This is a genomic window from Photobacterium nomapromontoriensis (genome assembly GCF_050336815.1).
GTDB lineage: Bacteria > Pseudomonadota > Gammaproteobacteria > Enterobacterales > Vibrionaceae > Photobacterium > Photobacterium nomapromontoriensis.
Genome location: NZ_JAKJSL010000032.1, coordinates 58,149 through 76,324 on the forward strand (window position 1 = coordinate 58,149; position 18,176 = coordinate 76,324).

The 18,176-nt window shown below is 48.2% G+C and carries 22 protein-coding genes; 13 read left to right on the plus strand and 9 right to left on the minus strand.

Annotated elements, in window-relative coordinates:
* Positions 1-14 precede the first annotated feature (14 nt).
* The 6 genes from lptB to L4D12_RS13980 are packed head-to-tail and all read right to left on the minus strand — an operon-like array spanning position 15 to position 4,293.
* Entirely contained in the window at positions 15-740 is a 726-nt protein-coding gene (lptB, locus tag L4D12_RS13955) for an LPS export ABC transporter ATP-binding protein (protein WP_428448458.1), read from the minus strand.
* A gap of 6 nt (positions 741-746) precedes the next feature.
* Positions 747-1,250, minus strand: a complete 504-nt coding sequence (gene lptA, locus L4D12_RS13960) for a lipopolysaccharide transport periplasmic protein LptA (protein ID WP_428448459.1) — start codon at positions 1,248-1,250, stop codon at positions 747-749.
* Positions 1,237-1,794, minus strand: coding sequence for an LPS export ABC transporter periplasmic protein LptC (lptC, locus tag L4D12_RS13965; RefSeq protein WP_428448460.1), 558 nt, complete (start codon positions 1,792-1,794; stop codon positions 1,237-1,239). The genes lptA and lptC overlap by 14 nt, the downstream gene beginning before the upstream one ends.
* The gene (kdsC, locus tag L4D12_RS13970; protein ID WP_428448461.1) at positions 1,791-2,342 is read right to left on the minus strand and encodes a 3-deoxy-manno-octulosonate-8-phosphatase KdsC; all 552 of its coding nucleotides are present in this window, start codon (positions 2,340-2,342) and stop codon (positions 1,791-1,793) included. Before kdsC ends, lptC begins: the two co-directional genes overlap by 4 nt.
* Positions 2,342-3,313, minus strand: coding sequence for a KpsF/GutQ family sugar-phosphate isomerase (locus L4D12_RS13975; RefSeq protein WP_428448462.1), 972 nt, complete (start codon positions 3,311-3,313; stop codon positions 2,342-2,344). Before L4D12_RS13975 ends, kdsC begins: the two co-directional genes overlap by 1 nt.
* A gap of 14 nt (positions 3,314-3,327) precedes the next feature.
* The gene (locus L4D12_RS13980; protein WP_428448463.1) at positions 3,328-4,293 is read right to left on the minus strand and encodes a calcium/sodium antiporter; all 966 of its coding nucleotides are present in this window, start codon (positions 4,291-4,293) and stop codon (positions 3,328-3,330) included.
* A gap of 472 nt (positions 4,294-4,765) precedes the next feature.
* Between L4D12_RS13980 and mlaF the strand changes: the two genes are divergently transcribed.
* The 7 genes from mlaF to murA all read left to right on the plus strand — a co-directional run bounded on the left by mlaF (position 4,766) and on the right by murA (position 9,441).
* Positions 4,766-5,584: a phospholipid ABC transporter ATP-binding protein MlaF gene (gene mlaF / locus L4D12_RS13985; protein ID WP_428448464.1), complete on the plus strand. Its 819-nt coding sequence runs from the start codon at positions 4,766-4,768 to the stop codon at positions 5,582-5,584.
* 3 nt (positions 5,585-5,587) lie between these two features.
* On the plus strand, positions 5,588-6,370 hold the full coding sequence (gene mlaE / locus L4D12_RS13990; protein WP_428448465.1) for a lipid asymmetry maintenance ABC transporter permease subunit MlaE: 783 nt from the start codon (positions 5,588-5,590) through the stop codon (positions 6,368-6,370).
* Between the two features lie 92 nt (positions 6,371-6,462).
* The gene (mlaD, locus tag L4D12_RS13995) at positions 6,463-6,939 is read left to right on the plus strand and encodes an outer membrane lipid asymmetry maintenance protein MlaD (RefSeq protein ID WP_428448466.1); all 477 of its coding nucleotides are present in this window, start codon (positions 6,463-6,465) and stop codon (positions 6,937-6,939) included.
* A gap of 12 nt (positions 6,940-6,951) precedes the next feature.
* Positions 6,952-7,593 (plus strand): phospholipid-binding protein MlaC, encoded by a 642-nt coding sequence (gene mlaC, locus L4D12_RS14000; protein WP_428448467.1) that lies wholly within the window; start codon positions 6,952-6,954, stop codon positions 7,591-7,593.
* Positions 7,586-7,897: an STAS domain-containing protein gene (locus tag L4D12_RS14005; RefSeq protein ID WP_428448468.1), complete on the plus strand. Its 312-nt coding sequence runs from the start codon at positions 7,586-7,588 to the stop codon at positions 7,895-7,897. The genes mlaC and L4D12_RS14005 overlap by 8 nt, the downstream gene beginning before the upstream one ends.
* 19 nt (positions 7,898-7,916) lie before the next feature.
* Positions 7,917-8,174 carry a BolA family iron metabolism protein IbaG gene (gene ibaG, locus L4D12_RS14010; protein WP_428448469.1) on the plus strand — a complete coding sequence of 86 codons (258 nt, stop codon included), beginning with the start codon at positions 7,917-7,919 and terminating at the stop codon, positions 8,172-8,174.
* A 10-nt stretch (positions 8,175-8,184) separates the two neighbouring features.
* Positions 8,185-9,441, plus strand: a complete 1,257-nt coding sequence (gene murA, locus L4D12_RS14015; RefSeq protein WP_428448503.1) for a UDP-N-acetylglucosamine 1-carboxyvinyltransferase — start codon at positions 8,185-8,187, stop codon at positions 9,439-9,441.
* Positions 9,442-9,537: 96 nt separating this feature from the next.
* On the opposite strand, the gene degS is transcribed toward murA, so the two are convergent.
* The 3 genes from degS to zapG all read right to left on the minus strand — a co-directional run bounded on the left by degS (position 9,538) and on the right by zapG (position 12,669).
* Entirely contained in the window at positions 9,538-10,605 is a 1,068-nt protein-coding gene (gene degS, locus L4D12_RS14020; protein ID WP_428448470.1) for an outer membrane-stress sensor serine endopeptidase DegS, read from the minus strand.
* 157 nt (positions 10,606-10,762) lie between these two features.
* Complete coding sequence (locus tag L4D12_RS14025; protein WP_428448471.1) at positions 10,763-12,130, minus strand: Do family serine endopeptidase; 1,368 nt, start codon at positions 12,128-12,130, stop codon at positions 10,763-10,765.
* A gap of 116 nt (positions 12,131-12,246) precedes the next feature.
* The gene (zapG, locus tag L4D12_RS14030; protein WP_428448472.1) at positions 12,247-12,669 is read right to left on the minus strand and encodes a Z-ring associated protein ZapG; all 423 of its coding nucleotides are present in this window, start codon (positions 12,667-12,669) and stop codon (positions 12,247-12,249) included.
* Positions 12,670-12,850: 181 nt separating this feature from the next.
* Here zapG and zapE point away from each other — a divergent pair, with 181 nt between their 5' ends.
* The 6 genes from zapE to L4D12_RS14060 all read left to right on the plus strand — a co-directional run bounded on the left by zapE (position 12,851) and on the right by L4D12_RS14060 (position 18,105).
* A complete protein-coding gene (gene zapE / locus L4D12_RS14035; protein WP_428448473.1) occupies positions 12,851-13,948 on the plus strand; it encodes a cell division protein ZapE in 1,098 nt (365 codons plus the stop codon).
* 282 nt (positions 13,949-14,230) lie between these two features.
* Positions 14,231-14,659, plus strand: a complete 429-nt coding sequence (rplM, locus tag L4D12_RS14040) for a 50S ribosomal protein L13 (RefSeq protein ID WP_047878575.1) — start codon at positions 14,231-14,233, stop codon at positions 14,657-14,659.
* A 15-nt stretch (positions 14,660-14,674) separates the two neighbouring features.
* Positions 14,675-15,067 carry a 30S ribosomal protein S9 gene (gene rpsI, locus L4D12_RS14045; RefSeq protein ID WP_428448474.1) on the plus strand — a complete coding sequence of 131 codons (393 nt, stop codon included), beginning with the start codon at positions 14,675-14,677 and terminating at the stop codon, positions 15,065-15,067.
* 448 nt (positions 15,068-15,515) lie between these two features.
* Complete coding sequence (gene petA, locus L4D12_RS14050) at positions 15,516-16,106, plus strand: ubiquinol-cytochrome c reductase iron-sulfur subunit (protein WP_428448475.1); 591 nt, start codon at positions 15,516-15,518, stop codon at positions 16,104-16,106.
* Complete coding sequence (locus tag L4D12_RS14055; protein ID WP_428448476.1) at positions 16,106-17,371, plus strand: cytochrome b; 1,266 nt, start codon at positions 16,106-16,108, stop codon at positions 17,369-17,371. Before petA ends, L4D12_RS14055 begins: the two co-directional genes overlap by 1 nt.
* Positions 17,368-18,105 (plus strand): cytochrome c1, encoded by a 738-nt coding sequence (locus L4D12_RS14060; protein ID WP_428448477.1) that lies wholly within the window; start codon positions 17,368-17,370, stop codon positions 18,103-18,105. Before L4D12_RS14055 ends, L4D12_RS14060 begins: the two co-directional genes overlap by 4 nt.
* Positions 18,106-18,176 lie beyond the last annotated feature (71 nt).

The following is an 18,176-nucleotide window of genomic DNA, read 5'->3' on the forward strand; positions in this document are numbered from 1 at the left end:
CGTCCTACTTTTAACTATAGACGGAACTGGTCACCCAGATAAACACGTTTTACATGTTCGTCATTCAGCACTTCGGTTGGGGTACCATGGGCAATGAGGTGGCCTTGGCTGACGATATAGGCCTGCTCACAGACATCAAGTGTCTCTCGAACATTATGGTCGGTGATCAGTACACCGAGTCCGCGGTCCCGAAGATGTTCAATGATCTTCTTGATATCAATGACAGAAATAGGATCGACGCCAGCAAACGGTTCATCCAGCAGGATGAACTTAGGGTTAGCCGCCAGTGCCCGAGCGATTTCCACCCGGCGTCGTTCACCCCCTGATAGTGCCATACCCAAGCTGTTACGAATGTGCTGTATGTTGAATTCGTCTAATAATTCTTCCAGCTTATCCTGACGTTCAGTTTTGCTGAGTTCTTTACGGGTCTGCAGGACGGCCATCAGGTTATCGTGGACGGACAGTTTGCGAAAGATGGAGGCTTCCTGTGGCAGGTAGCCGATCCCCATGCGTGAGCGGTTGTGCATGGGTTGCAAGCTGATATCCTCATCATCAATGGTGATGGTCCCTTCGTCACGGGCAACCAGACCCACTATCATATAAAATGAGGTGGTCTTACCGGCACCGTTAGGACCGAGCAGGCCGACAATTTTACCGGAATTGACCTCCAGGCTCACATCGGAGACGACTTTGCGGCCATTGTAGCTTTTGGCGAGGTGCTGTGCTTTCAAGGTTGCCATGTCAGATTACTTCTTGTTTTGATTCAACTGGTTGGGTTGTAGGATGGTCGTCACACGCTTTTTCTTACCACTCTCGGCAACCAACTTCTGCTCATCGATTTTGTAACTAATTACTTTGCCTTGGATCTCACTGCCTTGCTGGATCAGAATGGCATCGTCAGTCATCTTGAGAAACTCGGTTGCCGTCTCATAACGCATTTTTTTGGCTGCACCATCAATCGGCTTGCCGTCATCCATCAGTTGATGAAACGTCGCAGGGTTACCATAGGCATCAATCGTTTCCTGAGCGTCTTTCTTACCATGGCGGGTAACAACCACCTTATCGGCTCGGATATCGATACTGCCCTGACGAAGGACAACATTGCCTGTAAAGGTGACGATATTTTTCTGAATATCCAGCTCTTGGTTATCGGAGTCGATATAGATAGGCTGCTCTGTATCATTACTCAGCGCCCAGCTTGAGGTGCTGAGGCAGAGGCAGAGCAGGGTCGTCAATTTATAAAGCTTCATATCTACCTTTTACATTTTTCAATAGGGTGGCGATGTTACGGTCCATATTGCCTTGCATCCCAGTGCCTTCGTTCACAAAGGCATCACCAGTAATGATGACGTGATCCGGGGTATCAAAATCTTTCGAGATCAGGTCGAGACGTAAGGTATCGGTCTGGATCACTTTTATTGCTGATGTGGGTAGCAGATTGAAGATGCGGACATTTCCCGTCATCTGTAGCACTTGGTTTTTATCCAGTCTGGCCGTATTGGCGCTGATCCGCCATTCGGTTTCTGTACCTTCACGGTAGACCCATAATACGGGTTCAACAAAATCTGTGTTGCCACTTTTACTGAAATGCTCGAGGTAGTTAGCTTCAATTTGGTAGCTACGCATCCCTTGATCATTAAAAGCAGTATTAGCCACAACACTACCAGTAAACAGCGGTTTCTCCGTATCGGGGGCAACTTGTATCTCTTCCTGCCAGTGTTTATCAAGCAGGTAGTAGCCTGTCCATGCACACACCATCAGCAGTAGTGCACAGAGTAGCCGTTGTAGGGTCATATACTTAAGCCTTTATGTTTATCCAATTCCCCTTTGGCTTCAAGGATCAAATCGCACACTTCGCGAACGGCGCCATACCCCCCTTGAATGTGGGTGGTCAAGTCAGCCCGCTGGACTAGTAGCGGGTGGCCATCAGCGACACAGACCGATAGGCCGATTTTTTCCATAACCGGCCAGTCAATCAAGTCGTCTCCGATATAGGCCGTATGTTCAGGTGCGATTCCCAGTGTGGTGTAGATATTGTCGTAGGCTGCTAGTTTATTGTCTTGGCCCTGATAGACATGTTTGATGCCCAGCGCAGCCATGCGATTTTCAACAATCGCAGATTTACGACCAGTAATGATAGCCACCTCGACACCCGCCGCCATTAGCGACTTGATACCGTAGCCATCGCGGGTATGGAAGGTTTTTAGCTCTTCCCCTGCGTTACCCATATAGATGCGGCCATCAGAGAAAACGCCATCGACATCGCAGATCAACAACTGGATTGTGCGTGCTCGGGCAAAGACTGACGGACAGACTGGGCCATAAAGGGTTTCAATGTGCATTACATGACTCCGGCTTTGAGTAAATCGTGCATATTCAATGCCCCGACCAATTTGCCTGCTTGGGTAACGAGCAGGCCATTGATTTTGCGATCTTCCATCGCTTTTAGTCCTTCCGCCGCTAGCACATCGGCACTAATGGTCGCTGGATTGCGCGTCATGACCTCACCAATGATGGTGTTGTGGATATCCACTCGGTTGTCGAGTAGGCGACGCAGGTCACCATCAGTGAAGATGCCGATTAATGTATGGTCATTATCTATAATAGCTGTCATTCCCAGCCCTTTTCGAGAGACTTCTAGCAGGGCATCCTTGATAGTATCTTGCTGGTTGACCACGGGGAGGCGATCGCCAGTATGCATCACATCACTGATCCGCATGAGGAGCTTACGACCCAGTGCTCCCCCCGGGTGGGATAGGGCAAAGTCATCAGGCGTAAAGCCCCGCGCCTCCATCAATGCGATGGCGAGTGCATCTCCCATCGCCAGAGTCGCAGTGGTACTGGAGGTTGGCGCCAGATTCAGCGGGCAGGCTTCTTGGGAAACGGTGATCTGCAGGTGGATCTGGGCTAAGGTAGCCATGCTCGATTCAGGCTTACCAGTCATACTGATCAATGGGATCCCTAAACGTTTGATCACCGGTAGCAGCGTCAGGATTTCTCCGGCTTCGCCAGAGTTAGATATCGCCAGAATGATATCGCTTTTATCAATCATGCCTAGATCACCATGGCTGGCTTCGCCTGGGTGAACAAAAAAGGCCGGGGTCCCCGTACTGGCAAGGGTTGCTGCTATTTTTTTACCGATGTGCCCTGATTTTCCCATTCCCATCACGATCACCTTACCTTGGCATTGGGCGATCAGCTGGCACGCTTGGGTAAAGCTACCATTAATAAACTGGGTGAGTTTTTGCAGGGCTTCTGCTTCAATTTCAATAACCTTGCGGCCAATTTCGCAATAATCAAACGCTTTAGACATATTCTAGCTCTCCGTTAAGCTGCTAGATTATAAAGCAGATAGCCCTGATAGGCGATAAAGCTCGCAAGGAGAATCACGCCTTCCACTCGATTGATTCTGCGGCGCTTTCCAAGTGCCATAATCACCAGCAGGATGGATACCCCAAGCATGATGGGATAATCGCGGTCCATGATTGCGGGATTGAGAGCGGAAGGATTGATCAGTGCCGGAATGCCCATAACGGCGAGAATGTTGAAAACATTGGAGCCGATAATATTACCGACGGCCATATCATCTTCACCTTTGAAGATACTGGCTACGGAAGCAGCAAGCTCTGGCAGACTGGTGCCGACGGCAATAATAGTCAGGCCAATCACCAGATCACTCATGCCAAAATATTTAGCGATATCAACGGCGGAATCAACCAGAATGCTGGCAGCATAAGGCAATATCACTAAGCCAATCACCGTCCAGATCAGCGCTGCTTTATTACTGACACCTTCGGGGATTTCAGACTCTTGTTCCTCAACCAGCGGGTCGCCGGTCTCTTTTGCTTGTCGGCTGATTCGAATCATTGCCAGTAAGAAAATAATAAAGAGGACGATCAGTAGTACGCCTTCCATAAAGCCGAGGTAATCGTTCCACATGAGTAGGCCAGCAACCAAGGTTACCCCCATCATTAATGGTAGTTCACGACGAATAATGGCGGAGCTAATTGAAAGGGGTTTAAGGAGTGCTGTGATACCCAAGATCAGCGCAATGTTGGCAATATTAGAGCCAATTACATTACCCACTGCGGTGTCGGTTTTACCGTCAAGGGCTGCAGTGGCAGACACCATCATTTCTGGCGCGGATGAGCCCATGGCGAGAATGGTCATCCCGATAACCAACGGGGTGACACCAAAATTTTTGGCAAGCGCAGCTGCGCCAAATACCAGTCGGTCTGCACTCCAGACGAGTAATGTTAGGCCGATACAGAGCAACACGATGGCTTCGAGCATTGTTATCCCTTATGTCAAATGTGCTGGATTGAACCGCGATATATTCAGTCTAGTGATTGTTCGCGATGCAATGAGGTTAATAGATTTAAAATAAATAAGTTAAGAGGCTGATTTTGACGTTTCAGCTGTTAAAAAGAAAGCAAAAGGCGCGATATATTCGTTGTGAATAACGGTTTTTCTCGGGCTTGGTCACGGTGTCGCTGAAGTGGACAAATCCGACTCAAAAGTCAGGTTCATTTGGCGGTAATACACGTGCTAACTCAGAGAGGACAAGAATAGCGACTGAGAGAAGCAATTGGCATGAGTGTTATCGAGAAATAACAGACTTCTTACAGTTCATGTCTTGAGTTGGTTGGATAATGTACCTATCATCAAAGCGAGAATGTTAACCGCTTAATTATATTAAATTAATACGATTCACTAGCGTAGCGGATGGTGATTCAAACGGGTTGGATAGCCAATTAAGGTATTTATGGAGCAGATAGAGGCGCTGGTATCGATTCGGAATATGACCTTTTCCCGGGGCGAACGAAAGATTTTCGACGATGTCACGTTGGATCTACCGAAAGGAAAGATAACGGCAATTATGGGGCCATCAGGGATCGGTAAAACGACACTGTTACGCCTTATTGGCGGCCAAATCCTACCGGACAGTGGTGATATTTGGTTTGAAAACTGGAATATTCCGACACTGCGACGGCATGAGCTTTATCGTGCCCGTAACAAGATGAGTATGCTATTTCAATCAGGGGCATTGTTTACGGATATGACAGTGTTTGACAATGTGGCTTTTCCGTTGCGCGAGCATACTCAATTACCGGAAGAATTGCTGCGCACTTTGGTTCTTTTGAAGTTAGAGGCCGTCGGTTTGCGCGGTGCTGCCGAACTCATGCCCAATGAACTGTCAGGCGGAATGGCGCGTCGGGCCGCTCTGGCGAGAGCCATTGCTCTGGATCCCGATCTCATTATGTATGATGAGCCGTTTGTGGGTCAGGATCCGATCACGATGGGCGTGCTGGTCAAGCTGATTCGAGATCTTAATCAAGCCCTGGGGATCACGTCGGTGATTGTGTCTCATGATGTGCCTGAGGTGATGAGTATTGCGGATCATGTTTATTTACTGTCTGGTGGCAAAGTGATCGGACAGGGTACGCCGGATCAGTTACGACATAATACCGATCCTAAGATCCATCAATTCCTGCACGGCGATGCCGATGGACCCGTTCCATTTCGCTATCCGGCCCAGGCGATTGAACAGGATTTGTTTGGGTTTGAGTACAAGGAACGCTAAGTCATGTTGACAGATTTTATTGCCCGACAGGGGCGAGGCGCTATCGATCGTTGCCAAACGCTAGGACGCGCTAGCTTGCTACTCTATGGTGCGCTGGTCAGCCGGCCGCAACCGCGCAAGATGTTTCCGCTGTTGATGCGCCAGTTGTACTCGGTCGGGGTGCAGTCCGTTGTGATCATCCTTATTTCCGGTTTGTTTATCGGCATGGTATTGAGCCTGCAGGGCTATATTGTCCTCGTTGACTTCGGGGCTGAAACCAGTTTAGGTCAAATGGTCGCGCTGTCATTGCTACGTGAGTTGGGACCGGTGGTAACAGCATTACTGTTTGCTGGACGTGCGGGCTCTGCATTGACGGCTGAAATTGGGTTAATGAAGGCAACAGAGCAGTTGTCGAGTATGGAAATGATGGCGGTTGATCCGCTGCGTCGCGTTATTGCCCCGAGATTTTGGGCTGGGGTGATCTCGATGCCGCTGCTGAGCGTTATTTTTTGTGCTGTGGGCATCTGGGGCGGTCAGCTTGTCGGGGTCGATTGGAAAGGCATTGATTATGGCAGTTTCTGGTCAGTGATGCAGTCATCCGTTGAGCTGGGCTACGATATTGGTAACAGCATTATCAAATCCATTGTCTTTGCCATTACCGTGACATGGATTGCGGTATTTAACGGTTACGATGCGGTGCCAACGTCAGAGGGGATCAGTCGTGCAACGACACGGACCGTAGTCAATTCGTCGCTGGCCGTATTGGGTCTCGACTTTGTACTGACGGCACTGATGTTTGGTAACTAACTACTCGGTAACTAACAGTCCGGTCACTTACGGCTCAGCTATTAACGCCGGGTCATTAATTGCCGCATTGCGGTAAAAACAGGAATTTTCGAATGCAGCAGATGAGAAAACTAGAATTATGGGTAGGCAGCTTTGTCTTAGCTGGCTTTGCTGCCTTATTGGTGTTGGTCTTCAAGGTCGCTGATGTACAGAACTTAGGCGGTGCTGAAACGTATACGCTCAAGGCGCATTTTGACAATATTGGTGGCTTGAAAGTCCGTTCACCGATAAAAGTCGGTGGCGTTACCGTCGGTAAAATTACTAATATCAGCTTAGATACCGATACCTATGTGCCCGTTGTTACCTTGGCGATTGATAAGCAATACGGTTATTTCCCTGAAACCAGTTCAGCCGCTATCCTGACATCAGGGTTGCTGGGAGAGCAATATCTGGGTATTGAACCGGGATTTGTGGATGAGGATATTGAGATGCTGGGTGACGGGGATCTGATTGAAGACACCAAATCCGCATTGGTTTTGGAAGACATGATCGGTCAGGTGTTGTATAGCATCGGCGGCGACAGTAAATAAAAGGATCCTGAGATGAAGTTATTTCGATACGTATTATTGCTGTTAGCCTTATCACCATTAGGCGCGGTAGCAGCTGTTGATCAAACCAATCCTTATGTCATGATTGATCAAGTATCACAATTGACATTTAACCGTATGAAAGCTGAACAAGGCCAGATCCAGCGTAATCCGGAACGGCTACGAACCATCGTTAGGGCAGAGTTATTACCCTACATTAATACCCGCTATGCGGCTTATAAGGTGCTAGGTCCTCAACTGAAGAAGACAACGCCTAAGGAGCGAGATGAGTTTGTTGCTGCGTTTACCGACTATTTAGTTGCCTCTTATGCGCAGGTACTGACTCAATATACCGATCAGGATATCGAGGTTGAGCCCCCGAAATCAGTGGCGGCGAACCGTTCCGTGATCTCTGTTCGCGTTGATATTGTTGACCCTAAACGGCCACCGATCCGACTTGATTTTAAATTGCGTAAAAATAAGAAATCAGGCAAATGGCAAGGCTTTGATATGGTGGCTGAAGGGGTCAGTATGATCTCGACCAAGCAGAGTGAATGGAGCAGTCAGTTACGCAATGAAGGCGTGGCTGCAGTCACGAAAGATCTTAAGGTCTTGGCGGCAAAACCGATCCGTCGAGAGACTAAGAACAATGACTAAGCCGAAGATTGAGTGGCGAGTTCAGGAAATTGGCCATTACTGCTTGTCAGGGGCATTGGAACGTGACACAGTTCCGGCTTTTTGGCAGCAAAGGCATGAATGGATGCCCCGGGATCCCAAGGTAACACTCGACCTTGCGGCATTAACCCGAGTCGATTCTGCTGGAATGGTAATGTTGCTGCATATATACCAGCAGATCAATCAGCATGGCGCAGAGCTGAAGTTATTGAATGTGCCAGAACAGCTACTTACGCTGTTGCGCCTGAGTCATGTCGAATCAATGTTAGCTGCTTGCATTGAGTAAGCAGCAAAGAGGATAGCTTGTGGAAATTTCTGAAATTAAACAAGTTCTGGAAAATGCTCTAGAACTTGATGAAGTCATTGTTAAAAGTGACGGCAGCCATTATGAAGTGATTGCGGTTGGTGCCCTGTTTGAGGGAATGAGCCGCGTAAAGAAGCAACAGGCGATTTATGCCCCGCTGATGGAACATATTGCGGCCAATGAAATTCACGCTTTAAGTATCAAAACGTACACTCCAGAGGAGTGGGCGCGTGATAAAAAATTGATGTCGCTGTCCTAAGAGGTTAATGATGCAGAAGTTTCGAATCCAGGGCGGTGGCCCACTATGTGGCGAAGTCGCCATTTCTGGTGCTAAGAATGCAGCATTGCCAATTTTGTTTTCTGCGCTACTAGCAGAAGGCCCTGTTGAAGTGGCGAACGTGCCGAAATTGCGCGACATCGACACAACAATGGAATTACTGAGCCGTCTAGGCGCAAAAGTTTCTCGTAATGGCTCGGTGCATGTGGATGCGAGTGGCGTCAATGAGTTTTGTGCACCGTATGATTTAGTAAAAACCATGCGTGCTTCTATCTGGGCACTCGGTCCGTTGGTGGCACGTTTTGGTCAAGGTCAAGTATCGCTACCAGGTGGTTGTGCGATCGGCGCGCGCCCAGTGGACTTACATATTAGTGGCCTAGAGCAACTCGGTGCCAGCATTACACTTGAAGAAGGTTATGTAAAAGCCAGTGTTGATGGCCGCTTAAAAGGTGCCCATATCGTGATGGATAAGGTGAGTGTCGGCGCAACCGTGACGATTATGTCTGCCGCGACCCTTGCTGAAGGTACCACCATCATTGAAAACGCTGCGCGTGAACCCGAGATTGTTGATACCGCTGATTTCTTGAATGCAATGGGGGCAAAAGTTACCGGAGCCGGTACTGACACCATTACAATTGAAGGGGTTGAGCGTTTAGGGGGCGGTTATCACTGTGTTGTACCTGATCGTATCGAAACGGGTACTTTCTTGGTAGCCGCTGCGGTATCAGGCGGTAAGATCATATGTCGCAATACCCGCCCGTCACTGCTAGAAGCAGCGCTATCCAAGCTGGAAGAAGCGGGGGCGAAGATTGAAACGGGTGATGATTGGATCAGTCTTGATATGACAGATCGAGAATTGAAAGCGGTGAATATTCGCACGGCTCCGCATCCTGGTTTCCCGACCGATATGCAAGCGCAATTCTCACTGTTGAACCTGGTTGCTAAAGGTACCGGTATTATTACTGAAACGATTTTTGAAAACCGTTTCATGCATATCCCTGAGCTTATTCGCATGGGAGCCCACGCTGAGATTGAAGGCAACACCGTGATTTGTGGTGATACCGATGGTTTAAGCGGCGCACAAGTGATGGCGACGGATCTGCGCGCATCTGCGAGTCTGGTGATTGCCGGTAGCATTGCCGAAGGTGAAACCATTGTTGATCGTATCTACCATATCGATCGTGGCTATGAGCATATCGAAGATAAGTTCAGCGCCCTTGGCATGAAGATCGAACGTTTTAGTGAGTGATCGCTAACGTATCGACATAAAAAAAGCCTCGCATTGTGCGAGGCTTTTTTATGGTTTTTCAATAGATATCAGCCGGTAAACCAAGAAGAACTTATTTTAGTAACCACTGGGTTCATCGCCAATCTGCACGGTGAGTGTCTTGGGTTTACCATCTCTTAGTACCGTCATCGTGGTCTTGGTACCTGGGCGGAGTTCGGTGACTATATCCAGTACATTACGGCGATCAGTCACCCGCTTACCATCAATATCAATCAGGATATCTTGTACTTTGAATCCGGCTTTGGCTGCCGGTCCGTTAGGATCCATCCCCATCACAATGATGCCGCTGACATGGTTTGCATCATACAATCTTGCCATGACCGGATTAATGTCCCTGGCTTCGATACCAATATAACCGCGGATCACTCGTCCATCAGCAATCAGTTTGTTCATGATTTTCTGGGTTAATTCGTAGGGAATGGCAAAAGAAATCCCATAGGTTTCGATATCGGTTGCTTGTTGAAAAGAGGCCGTATTGATCCCGACCAACTCCCCTCGAGTGTTAACCAGTGCACCACCGGAGTTGCCGTCATTGATAGCAGCATCGGTTTGAAGAAAATCCTGGCGGCCATAGAAGCTCATACCAGAGCGACCAGTCGCCGAAATAATTCCGTATGTTGTGGTTTGACCGAGGTTGTAGGGGTTACCGATCGCCAGAACGACATCGCCAACGGCGGGAGTGTAATCGGTACTCAGCGGGATCACCGGTAGGTTATCGGCCTGGATTTTCAGCACGGCAAGGTCGGTACGTTGATCTTTACCAATGAGCTGGGCGGTGAGAATACGCCCATCTTGTAGGGCAACGATAACTTGATCGGCTTCGGCGACAACATGATAGTTGGTAACGATATAGCCTTTGTCACTCATGATCACGCCAGAGCCTAAACCTTGCGTACTGAGCTGAAGACGGTCCTCTGCATTGTAGCGACGGTTGTAGATATTGACCACAGCTGGAGATGCACGCCTGACAGCGTAATTGAATGATAACGGAGCTTGGTTGGTGGTGACCTGATCCTGGGCTTGAGGAGTACTGAGCATCTGGATACGAAGATCGGGGAAAATAACCAGCAGAGCAATGGCCGTGACGACACCAAGCAAAATGGATCGACGTAAAAAAGCCAGCATGTATGCACCCCTGAAAGAAAACCGCGATTCTAGCCGAGGAGATTACCATTCCCGCTCGAAGATACCAACTTTCGACAGTATTTTATTCATTCAGCATCGGTCTTTTCAAGTCGGTCGTTAACCGGGCATTAAGGCCCGGTTAACGACACGGAGGGCGTTAGCGGATAATGAGATAAAGGATATGACGGCCACGTTGGATTTCAAGCGCCAACACGCTTGGATTACTCTCGAGCGCTTTGCGTAGCTCACCGAGATTATGGATCGGTTGACGATTGACACCGAGAATAATATCGCCTTGCAGCAGACCATAACGTGCCGCCATAGAATTTTCGGTCAGACTAGTTACTTTTACTCCTTTCACCTTATCGTCGCTGGTGGTATTGGCAAATTCAGCGCCAGCTAAGCCATCATGCAGATCGTCGGCTTTGACTTTGCTTTGTGAGGCTTCTTGGAGCGTAACAGTGACTTTTTTTGCCTTCCCATCTCGGATAATGCCGAGGGTGGCTTTTTTCCCCGCGCCTAAAGTAGCAATTTTGGCGCGAAGTTCGCCGAAGGTTTGGATCTGCTTGCCATTAACGGACACGATGATATCACCGGCTTTTAGCCCAGCTTGTTCAGCGGCTGAATCAGGCATAACTTGGTTGATGAAGGCGCCATGATTGGTTTCGTAGCCGAAGGCTTCAGCCAATTCAGCGGTGAGTTCGCCACCCTGAACTCCGAGTACGCCGCGTTTGACTTCACCGTATTCTAAAATTTGTTCAGTCAGGTTTTTAACCATATTAACCGGAATAGCAAAACCGATGCCGACGTTACCGCCGTTAGGGCCGAAAATAGCGGTATTAATCCCGACCAGCTCGCCGTTAAGGTTGATCAGCGCACCACCAGAGTTACCACTGTTAATCGCGGCATCGGTCTGGATGAAGTTCTCAAAATTTTTGATATTGAGGCCGCTACGGCCAAGGGCGGAAATGATGCCAGAGGTGACGGTTTGGCCAAGCCCAAACGGGTTACCGATAGCGACGGCAAAATCACCGACCCGAAGCGCATCTGAATCCGCCAGATTAATTTCAGTGAGGTTATCGGTGTCTTTAAGTTTGAGCAGGGCGATATCTGACATTTCATCACTGCCGATCAATGTTGCGCTGATCTCGCGGCCATCATGGAGCTGAACGATGATTTTGTCGGCACCGTTGATCACGTGGTGGTTAGTGACGATATAGCCATTGTCAGCATCGATGATCACTCCAGAACCGAGGCCGCGGAAAGGGCGTTCACTGACTTGCTCTTCCGGAAAATCAGGGCCGAAGAAAAAACGAAATGTCTCGGGTAATCGCTGGGTCGAGACTTGCTTACCTTCAACCGCAATGCTGACCACGGCAGGGGTAACCTGCTCTAACATTGGTGCCAGGCTGGGAAGTTGTTGATTGTTGATTGACTGGGGAAGGGCTGCAGTTGCCGTCATAGGGGTAATAACAGAACTGATGCTAAATGCGAGGGCACTTAATACAAGCAAAGGTTTTTTCATTATTACAAAACTCCGGTTTTCAAGTCCAAGTACAGGCTATCTTCCTAGTTATCCTGAAATGCCTGCTTTAGCTCAGACTTGAAAAGCGGAATTAAGTTCCAGTTAACCGTTAGGGTTTAGCTGGCTTTGGGAGCCTCGGCTGATGGTTCCGGCTGATCTTTCAATAACCCACTGGCACCATTGGCATAATCACGAGGTTGGTCTTGAACTTGGCGGGTGTCTTTCACCGCCTCAAGGGTGCTGACCCGACGAGAAAATGGATTATCTTGTTCAGGTAGGTTAGGCATTAGCTCAGTAGATGTTTTTGCCATGTGCTCATACAGCTTACTGTAGTCTTTGGCGATATTATCGAGTAGCTCTGAGCTTTGGGCGAAGTGATCAACCAGTTCCTGACGGAACTGCTCGAGTTCGTATTTTGATTTATCCAGCTCTTTTTTTAGCTCTTTTTGTTGCTTAAGTCCTTTGTTGCCAAGGCGAGCGGTGAAAGCACCAATGATCGCACCAGCAATAAAAATAACAAGCGCATAAATCCAAGCCATGAAAAACTCCTTTTGACTTATGGGGACAAGTGAGTGACGGATCCAATAAGGCAGAGTATATAACCTGCGAGGAAATGGTGAACCGACACACATTTTTCTGATGTACAGTTACTATACATGCTCATGCGCTGCCATGGTACTATCTCTGCCATGTAGGAAGCATAATTAGGTGGCGCCAAGGATGACCCCACAGCAAAAATACCAGCAAGATCTCATGCGCAGTGATTTTATTGCCGATCCCGCTCAGGCGATGGCCGTGGGTTATTTGGAGGCACTGTATCAGCGTTTAGTGGCCCCTGAGCCAGAAAAGAAGCGTTCGTGGCTTGAGCGCCTGCTGCGTCGACCTGAAGACGAAATTAAAGCAGAGCGAGGACTGTATTTTTGGGGGGGCGTAGGGCGAGGTAAAACCTATCTGATGGATACCTTTTTTGACTGCCTGCCGACAGATCGCAAGATGCGAGTGCACTTTCATCGCTTCATGCACCGGGTGCATGATGAGCTGAAGCTGCTTGATCAACAGGTCGACCCATTGGAAGTGGTGGCTGAACGGTTTAAGCTGGAAACGGATCTAATCTGTTTCGATGAATTTTTTGTCTCTGATATTACCGATGCCATGATCCTAGGAACGCTGTTTGAAGCCTTGTTTCAACGTGGTATCACATTAGTTGCCACATCCAATACTCCCCCTGATGAACTGTATCAAAATGGGCTGCAACGGACCCGTTTTCTCCCCGCGATTGCTTTGATTCAAGCCCATTGTGAGGTGGTGAATATCGATTCAGGCATTGACTATCGATTACGCACGCTTGAGCAAGCGGAAATATACCATTTCCCCCTTGATACTCAGGCTGAGCTGAATTTATTGCGCTACTTTGAGCAGCTGGCGGTCACATCACGATCTGCCAATCAGCAGATTGAAATTAATTATCGGATGCTCTCGACGCTGCATGAAGCCGAAGGGGTGGTGCACTTTGATTTTTCCACCTTGTGTCAGAGTGCCCGTAACCAAAGTGATTATATGGCGTTATCCCGGCTCTATCACACCGTACTTTTATCGGGAGTGTGCCAGATGGGGGAAGAGGAAAGTGATGTCGCCCGGCGTTTTATCGCCTTGGTGGATGAGTTTTATGAACGTAACGTGACATTAATTATTTCAGCCGAAGTCGTATGGGATCAACTTTATCTCGGTCAGCGGTTAGCTTTTGAATTTAAGCGCTGTTGTTCGCGGTTAATTGAAATGCAGAGTCACGATTACTTGGCTCGCCCTCACCTTGGCTAGTTGTTTTTTTATTTTATCCGCGGGTAAATAGAGTAAAAAACACTAAGATAAGCCGTCTTTTTAGCCCTAAAGGGGCTTTGGAGAAAAAATCAGATTTTTTTTTCAAAAAAAGGTGATTTTTTCTCCACCCTTCCCTATAATCTTGCGACCCACCGTACCTGTATCGGCAAAAGCCGGGAGTGCCAACCACTCGAAGGGGTGATGACTGGGGCTCTGTACAGATGGAACAAATTTGTTTTGTTCCTGTAAAGTGAAACTATTTAATTTTGGGTAATAATTAGCATGAAAACTTTCGTTGCTAAACCAGAAACTGTAAAACGTGACTGGTATGTTGTTGACGCTGAAGGCAAAACTCTTGGTCGTCTAGCAACTGAAATCGCATCTCGTCTACGTGGTAAGCATAAGCCGGAGTACACTCCGCACGTTGACACTGGTGACTACATTGTAGTTATCAATGCTGAGAAAGTAGCAGTAACTGGTGCAAAGCGTACAGATAAAATGTACCACCACCACACTGGCTTCATCGGCGGCCTTAAGTCAATCAGCTTCGACAAGCTAATTGCTAAGAAACCAGAAATGGTTATTGAAACTGCTGTTAAAGGCATGCTTCCTAAAGGTCCTCTAGGCCGTGCTATGTACCGTAAGCTGAAAGTTTACGCAGGTACTGAGCACAACCATGCTGCACAGCAGCCTAAAGTACTAGACATCTAATTGGGGATTATGACAATGGCAGAGAATCAATACTACGGCACTGGCCGTCGCAAAAGCTCAGCAGCTCGCGTTTTCATTAAACCGGGTACTGGCAACATCGTAATCAACAAGCGCAGCATCGAAGAGTACTTCGGTCGCGAAACAGCTCGCATGGTTGTTCGTCAGCCTCTAGAGCTAGTTGAAATGACTGAGAAACTAGACCTATACATCACTGTTAAAGGTGGTGGTATTACTGGTCAGTCAGGCGCTATCCGCCACGGTATCACTCGCGCTCTTATGGAGTACGATGAGACTCTACGTCCAGCTCTACGCGCAGCGGGTTATGTTACTCGTGACGCACGTAAAGTTGAACGTAAGAAAGTTGGTCTACGTAAAGCACGTCGTCGTCCACAGTTCTCTAAGCGTTAATTTTTACGCTCCAGAGTTTTCTGGTTACTGTGCACAAAAAGCTCAACCTTCGGGTTGGGCTTTTTTTATATATCCATGTTAGAACTAGCCGTCCAAACCACCACATCTCCTCAGCCAGTACGTGGCGCTGCATACGTATTACTCTTCCTGATATTTGTCACTTCTCCTGCTGTATTATTTATAACCAACGTCATTTGTAGCCAGTTGGATAATGGTATGAACACATCTCTCACATTTGTTGCATAAAAGTAGCTTTATCTTGTCAAAACGTGTCGCATTCTTTATCATTTAGTGCGATAAGTAACAGTTTTGATGGGATTTCACTTACCGTGATCGTGATGGCGGGTAGTTGGTGTCAGTCTCTTACTGTTGAAAGTTAGTCGTAAGCTCCAGGGACGCATAAGGACATAATAATAATCCAGCGCAGGAGCACATGGGAGAATGTTGGATGAGCAATGCGCCAGTAAGTAACGGACGACGCCGCTTCCTGACTGTGACGACTTCGGTTGTTGGTGGCTTAGGTGCCGCTGCTGTAGCCGTGCCTTTTATCAAATCATGGAATCCGAGTGCAAAAGCTAAAGCCGCCGGTGCACCAGTCGAAGTTGATATTAGTAAGTTGGAAGACGGTCAGATGGTTCGCGTCGAGTGGCGAGGTAAACCTGTCTGGGTTGTCCGCCGTAGTGAGGCTATTTTAAAAGAGTTGGGAGGCCATCAAGGCCAGCTGAGTGATCCGTCTTCAGCGGAACCGCAGCAGCCCGGCTATGCCCAAAATGAATTTCGCTCAGTTAAGCCTGAAATTTTTCTCGCCGTCGGGATTTGTACCCACCTTGGATGTTCCCCGACATATTTACCCGATTCTTTTAATGAGCAGGTAAATGGTGTTTCAGCGGGTTTCTTTTGCCCATGTCATGGTTCTAAATTTGATATGGCAGGACGTGTCTTTGCTGGGGTCCCAGCACCACTTAACCTTGTTGTTCCCCCTCATACCTTCTTGGATGAGAATACGATTATGGTGGGCGTCGATGAGGAGGCTAGTTAATGGCAGGATTACTAAATTGGGTTGAGAAACGTTTGCCCGTAATGAATGCTTACAAGAAGCATTTGTCTGAATATCCGATGCCGAAAAATTTCAATTTCTGGTATTTGTTCGGCTCCTTGGCAATGTTGGTCTTAGTCAATCAGATTATCACCGGTATTTGGCTAACCATGAACTATGTGCCGTCGGGGGAGGGGGCTTTCGCCTCTGTCGAGTACATCATGCGTGATGTTGAGTACGGTTGGTTATTGCGCTACATGCACTCAACCGGGGCCTCAGCGTTCTTTGTTGTGGTTTACCTGCACATGTTTCGTGGTTTGATTTACGGCTCTTATCAAAAGCCCCGTGAGTTGCTGTGGCTATTTGGGATGTTGATTTTCTTGGTCTTGATGGCTGAAGCCTTTATGGGCTACCTATTGCCATGGGGCCAGATGTCTTACTGGGGCGCACAGGTGATCATTTCACTGTTTGGTGCGATTCCGGTGATCGGTGATGATCTCACCCTGTGGATCCGTGGTGATTATGTGATCTCGGGAGCAACCCTGAACCGTTTCTTTGCCTTGCATGTGATAGCCTTACCAATCGTATTGCTGCTATTGGTGGTGTTGCACGTTCTGGCGTTGCATGAGGTGGGCTCAAATAACCCTGATGGTATTGAGACTAAGTTGCCAAAAGGCAGTAAAGGTGACAGTTATAAGTCTCAGTTTCCATTCCATGAGTATTACAACAAGAAATACGACATCATTGATTCTATCCCGTTCCACCCTTACGGTACGGTGAAAGACATGGTGGGGGTTGCCGTATTCCTATTTTTCTTCTGCTATGTGCTGTTTTTTAACCCTGAAATGGGCGGCTATTTCCTTGAGCCACCTAATTTTGAGGCCGCTAACCCGCTTAAGACACCAGAGCATATTGCCCCAGTATGGTATTTCACGCCGTTTTACGCCATTTTACGGGCGGTACCTGACAAGCTGTTGGGGGTTGCTGCCATGGGGCTAGCCATTGTCGTATTGTTCTTGCTGCCGTGGCTAGATCGCTGCAAAGTGCGTTCATATCGCTACCGTAGCAAGCTACATATGGCTAATATTGCACAGTTTACTGTCTGCTTCGTTGCGCTGGGTGTCTTAGGGGCGTTACCTGCTACTGAGCTCTATACCATTCTGGCTCGGATTTTCAGCCTGGGTTATTTCATGTTCTTTGTTCTGCTGTTTGTTTACAGCAAGAATGAAGCGACTAAGCCATTACCAGAGAGGGTGACATTCAAATGAAGATGTTGATGGTTATGCTATTTACCCTACTGCCTTCTCTGACTCTTGCTGCCGGCCCATCGGTGCCATTGGATTCGGCCAATAACGACTTGTCAGATAACGCCTCGTTACAACGCGGTGCCAAGACATTCATGAATTACTGTTTTGGTTGTCATGCGACTCAGTATCAGCGTTATGAGCGTGTCGCGACGGACCTAGGGATCCCGGCTGCTCTGATGAAGCAGCACTTGATGTTTGATCCCAATGCCAAGATTGGTGATCTGATGGTTGCGGCGATCCCGACAGAATATGCTGCCGCCTCATTTGGTGCGCCAGCGCCGGATCTAACCATGGTTGCTCGGGTTCGAGGTACTGATTGGCTCTATACCTATCTGCGTGCATTTTATGCCGATCCAAGCCGTCCGTTTGGTGTCAATAATGTTGTATTCCCCAGTGTGGGGATGCCACATGTGCTGGAGGAGCTTCAAGGGGTACCGCGTAAGATTTATGAAACACAATTGATTGATGGCGTGGAAGTGCAGGAATATGTGGGTATCCGGGCGGATGGTACTGGAGAGTTGAACGGCGATGAATATGATGATGTCGTGCGTGATCTGGTGAATTTCCTCGAGTACTCATCGGAACCCGTAAAACTTGAACGTCAGCAAATGGGTTATTGGGCAATGGGCTTCATTGCCATATTCTTTGTACTAACCTTACTGTTGAAGAAAGAATATTGGCGTGATGTCCACTGATCAGGTAATCTAGTGGGTTAGGATCTCGCAATGGGGGCAGGCGCCTCCGTTGCTTTTTGTGTATTTAAATA

Bases quoted from the DNA above. Each gene is read 5' to 3' on its own strand.
- zapE (WP_428448473.1), top strand. From the start codon at position 12,851: ATGACCCCACAGCAAAAATACCAGCAAGATCTCATGCGCAGTGATTTT.
- L4D12_RS13980 (WP_428448463.1), bottom strand. From the start codon at position 4,293: ATGCTCGAAGCCATCGTGTTGCTCTGTATCGGCCTAACATTACTCGTC.
- lptB (WP_428448458.1), bottom strand. From the start codon at position 740: ATGGCAACCTTGAAAGCACAGCACCTCGCCAAAAGCTACAATGGCCGC.
- lptA (WP_428448459.1), bottom strand. From the start codon at position 1,250: ATGAAGCTTTATAAATTGACGACCCTGCTCTGCCTCTGCCTCAGCACC.
- rpsI (WP_428448474.1), top strand. From the start codon at position 14,675: ATGGCAGAGAATCAATACTACGGCACTGGCCGTCGCAAAAGCTCAGCA.
- murA (WP_428448503.1), top strand. From the start codon at position 8,185: ATGCAGAAGTTTCGAATCCAGGGCGGTGGCCCACTATGTGGCGAAGTC.
- mlaC (WP_428448467.1), top strand. From the start codon at position 6,952: ATGAAGTTATTTCGATACGTATTATTGCTGTTAGCCTTATCACCATTA.
- L4D12_RS14055 (WP_428448476.1), top strand. From the start codon at position 16,106: ATGGCAGGATTACTAAATTGGGTTGAGAAACGTTTGCCCGTAATGAAT.
- petA (WP_428448475.1), top strand. From the start codon at position 15,516: ATGAGCAATGCGCCAGTAAGTAACGGACGACGCCGCTTCCTGACTGTG.
- mlaD (WP_428448466.1), top strand. From the start codon at position 6,463: ATGCAGCAGATGAGAAAACTAGAATTATGGGTAGGCAGCTTTGTCTTA.
- L4D12_RS14025 (WP_428448471.1), bottom strand. From the start codon at position 12,130: ATGAAAAAACCTTTGCTTGTATTAAGTGCCCTCGCATTTAGCATCAGT.
- rplM (WP_047878575.1), top strand. From the start codon at position 14,231: ATGAAAACTTTCGTTGCTAAACCAGAAACTGTAAAACGTGACTGGTAT.
- L4D12_RS14060 (WP_428448477.1), top strand. From the start codon at position 17,368: ATGAAGATGTTGATGGTTATGCTATTTACCCTACTGCCTTCTCTGACT.
- zapG (WP_428448472.1), bottom strand. From the start codon at position 12,669: ATGGCTTGGATTTATGCGCTTGTTATTTTTATTGCTGGTGCGATCATT.
- mlaE (WP_428448465.1), top strand. From the start codon at position 5,588: ATGTTGACAGATTTTATTGCCCGACAGGGGCGAGGCGCTATCGATCGT.
- L4D12_RS14005 (WP_428448468.1), top strand. From the start codon at position 7,586: ATGACTAAGCCGAAGATTGAGTGGCGAGTTCAGGAAATTGGCCATTAC.
- degS (WP_428448470.1), bottom strand. From the start codon at position 10,605: ATGCTGGCTTTTTTACGTCGATCCATTTTGCTTGGTGTCGTCACGGCC.
- kdsC (WP_428448461.1), bottom strand. From the start codon at position 2,342: ATGCACATTGAAACCCTTTATGGCCCAGTCTGTCCGTCAGTCTTTGCC.
- mlaF (WP_428448464.1), top strand. From the start codon at position 4,766: ATGGAGCAGATAGAGGCGCTGGTATCGATTCGGAATATGACCTTTTCC.
- lptC (WP_428448460.1), bottom strand. From the start codon at position 1,794: ATGACCCTACAACGGCTACTCTGTGCACTACTGCTGATGGTGTGTGCA.
- L4D12_RS13975 (WP_428448462.1), bottom strand. From the start codon at position 3,313: ATGTCTAAAGCGTTTGATTATTGCGAAATTGGCCGCAAGGTTATTGAA.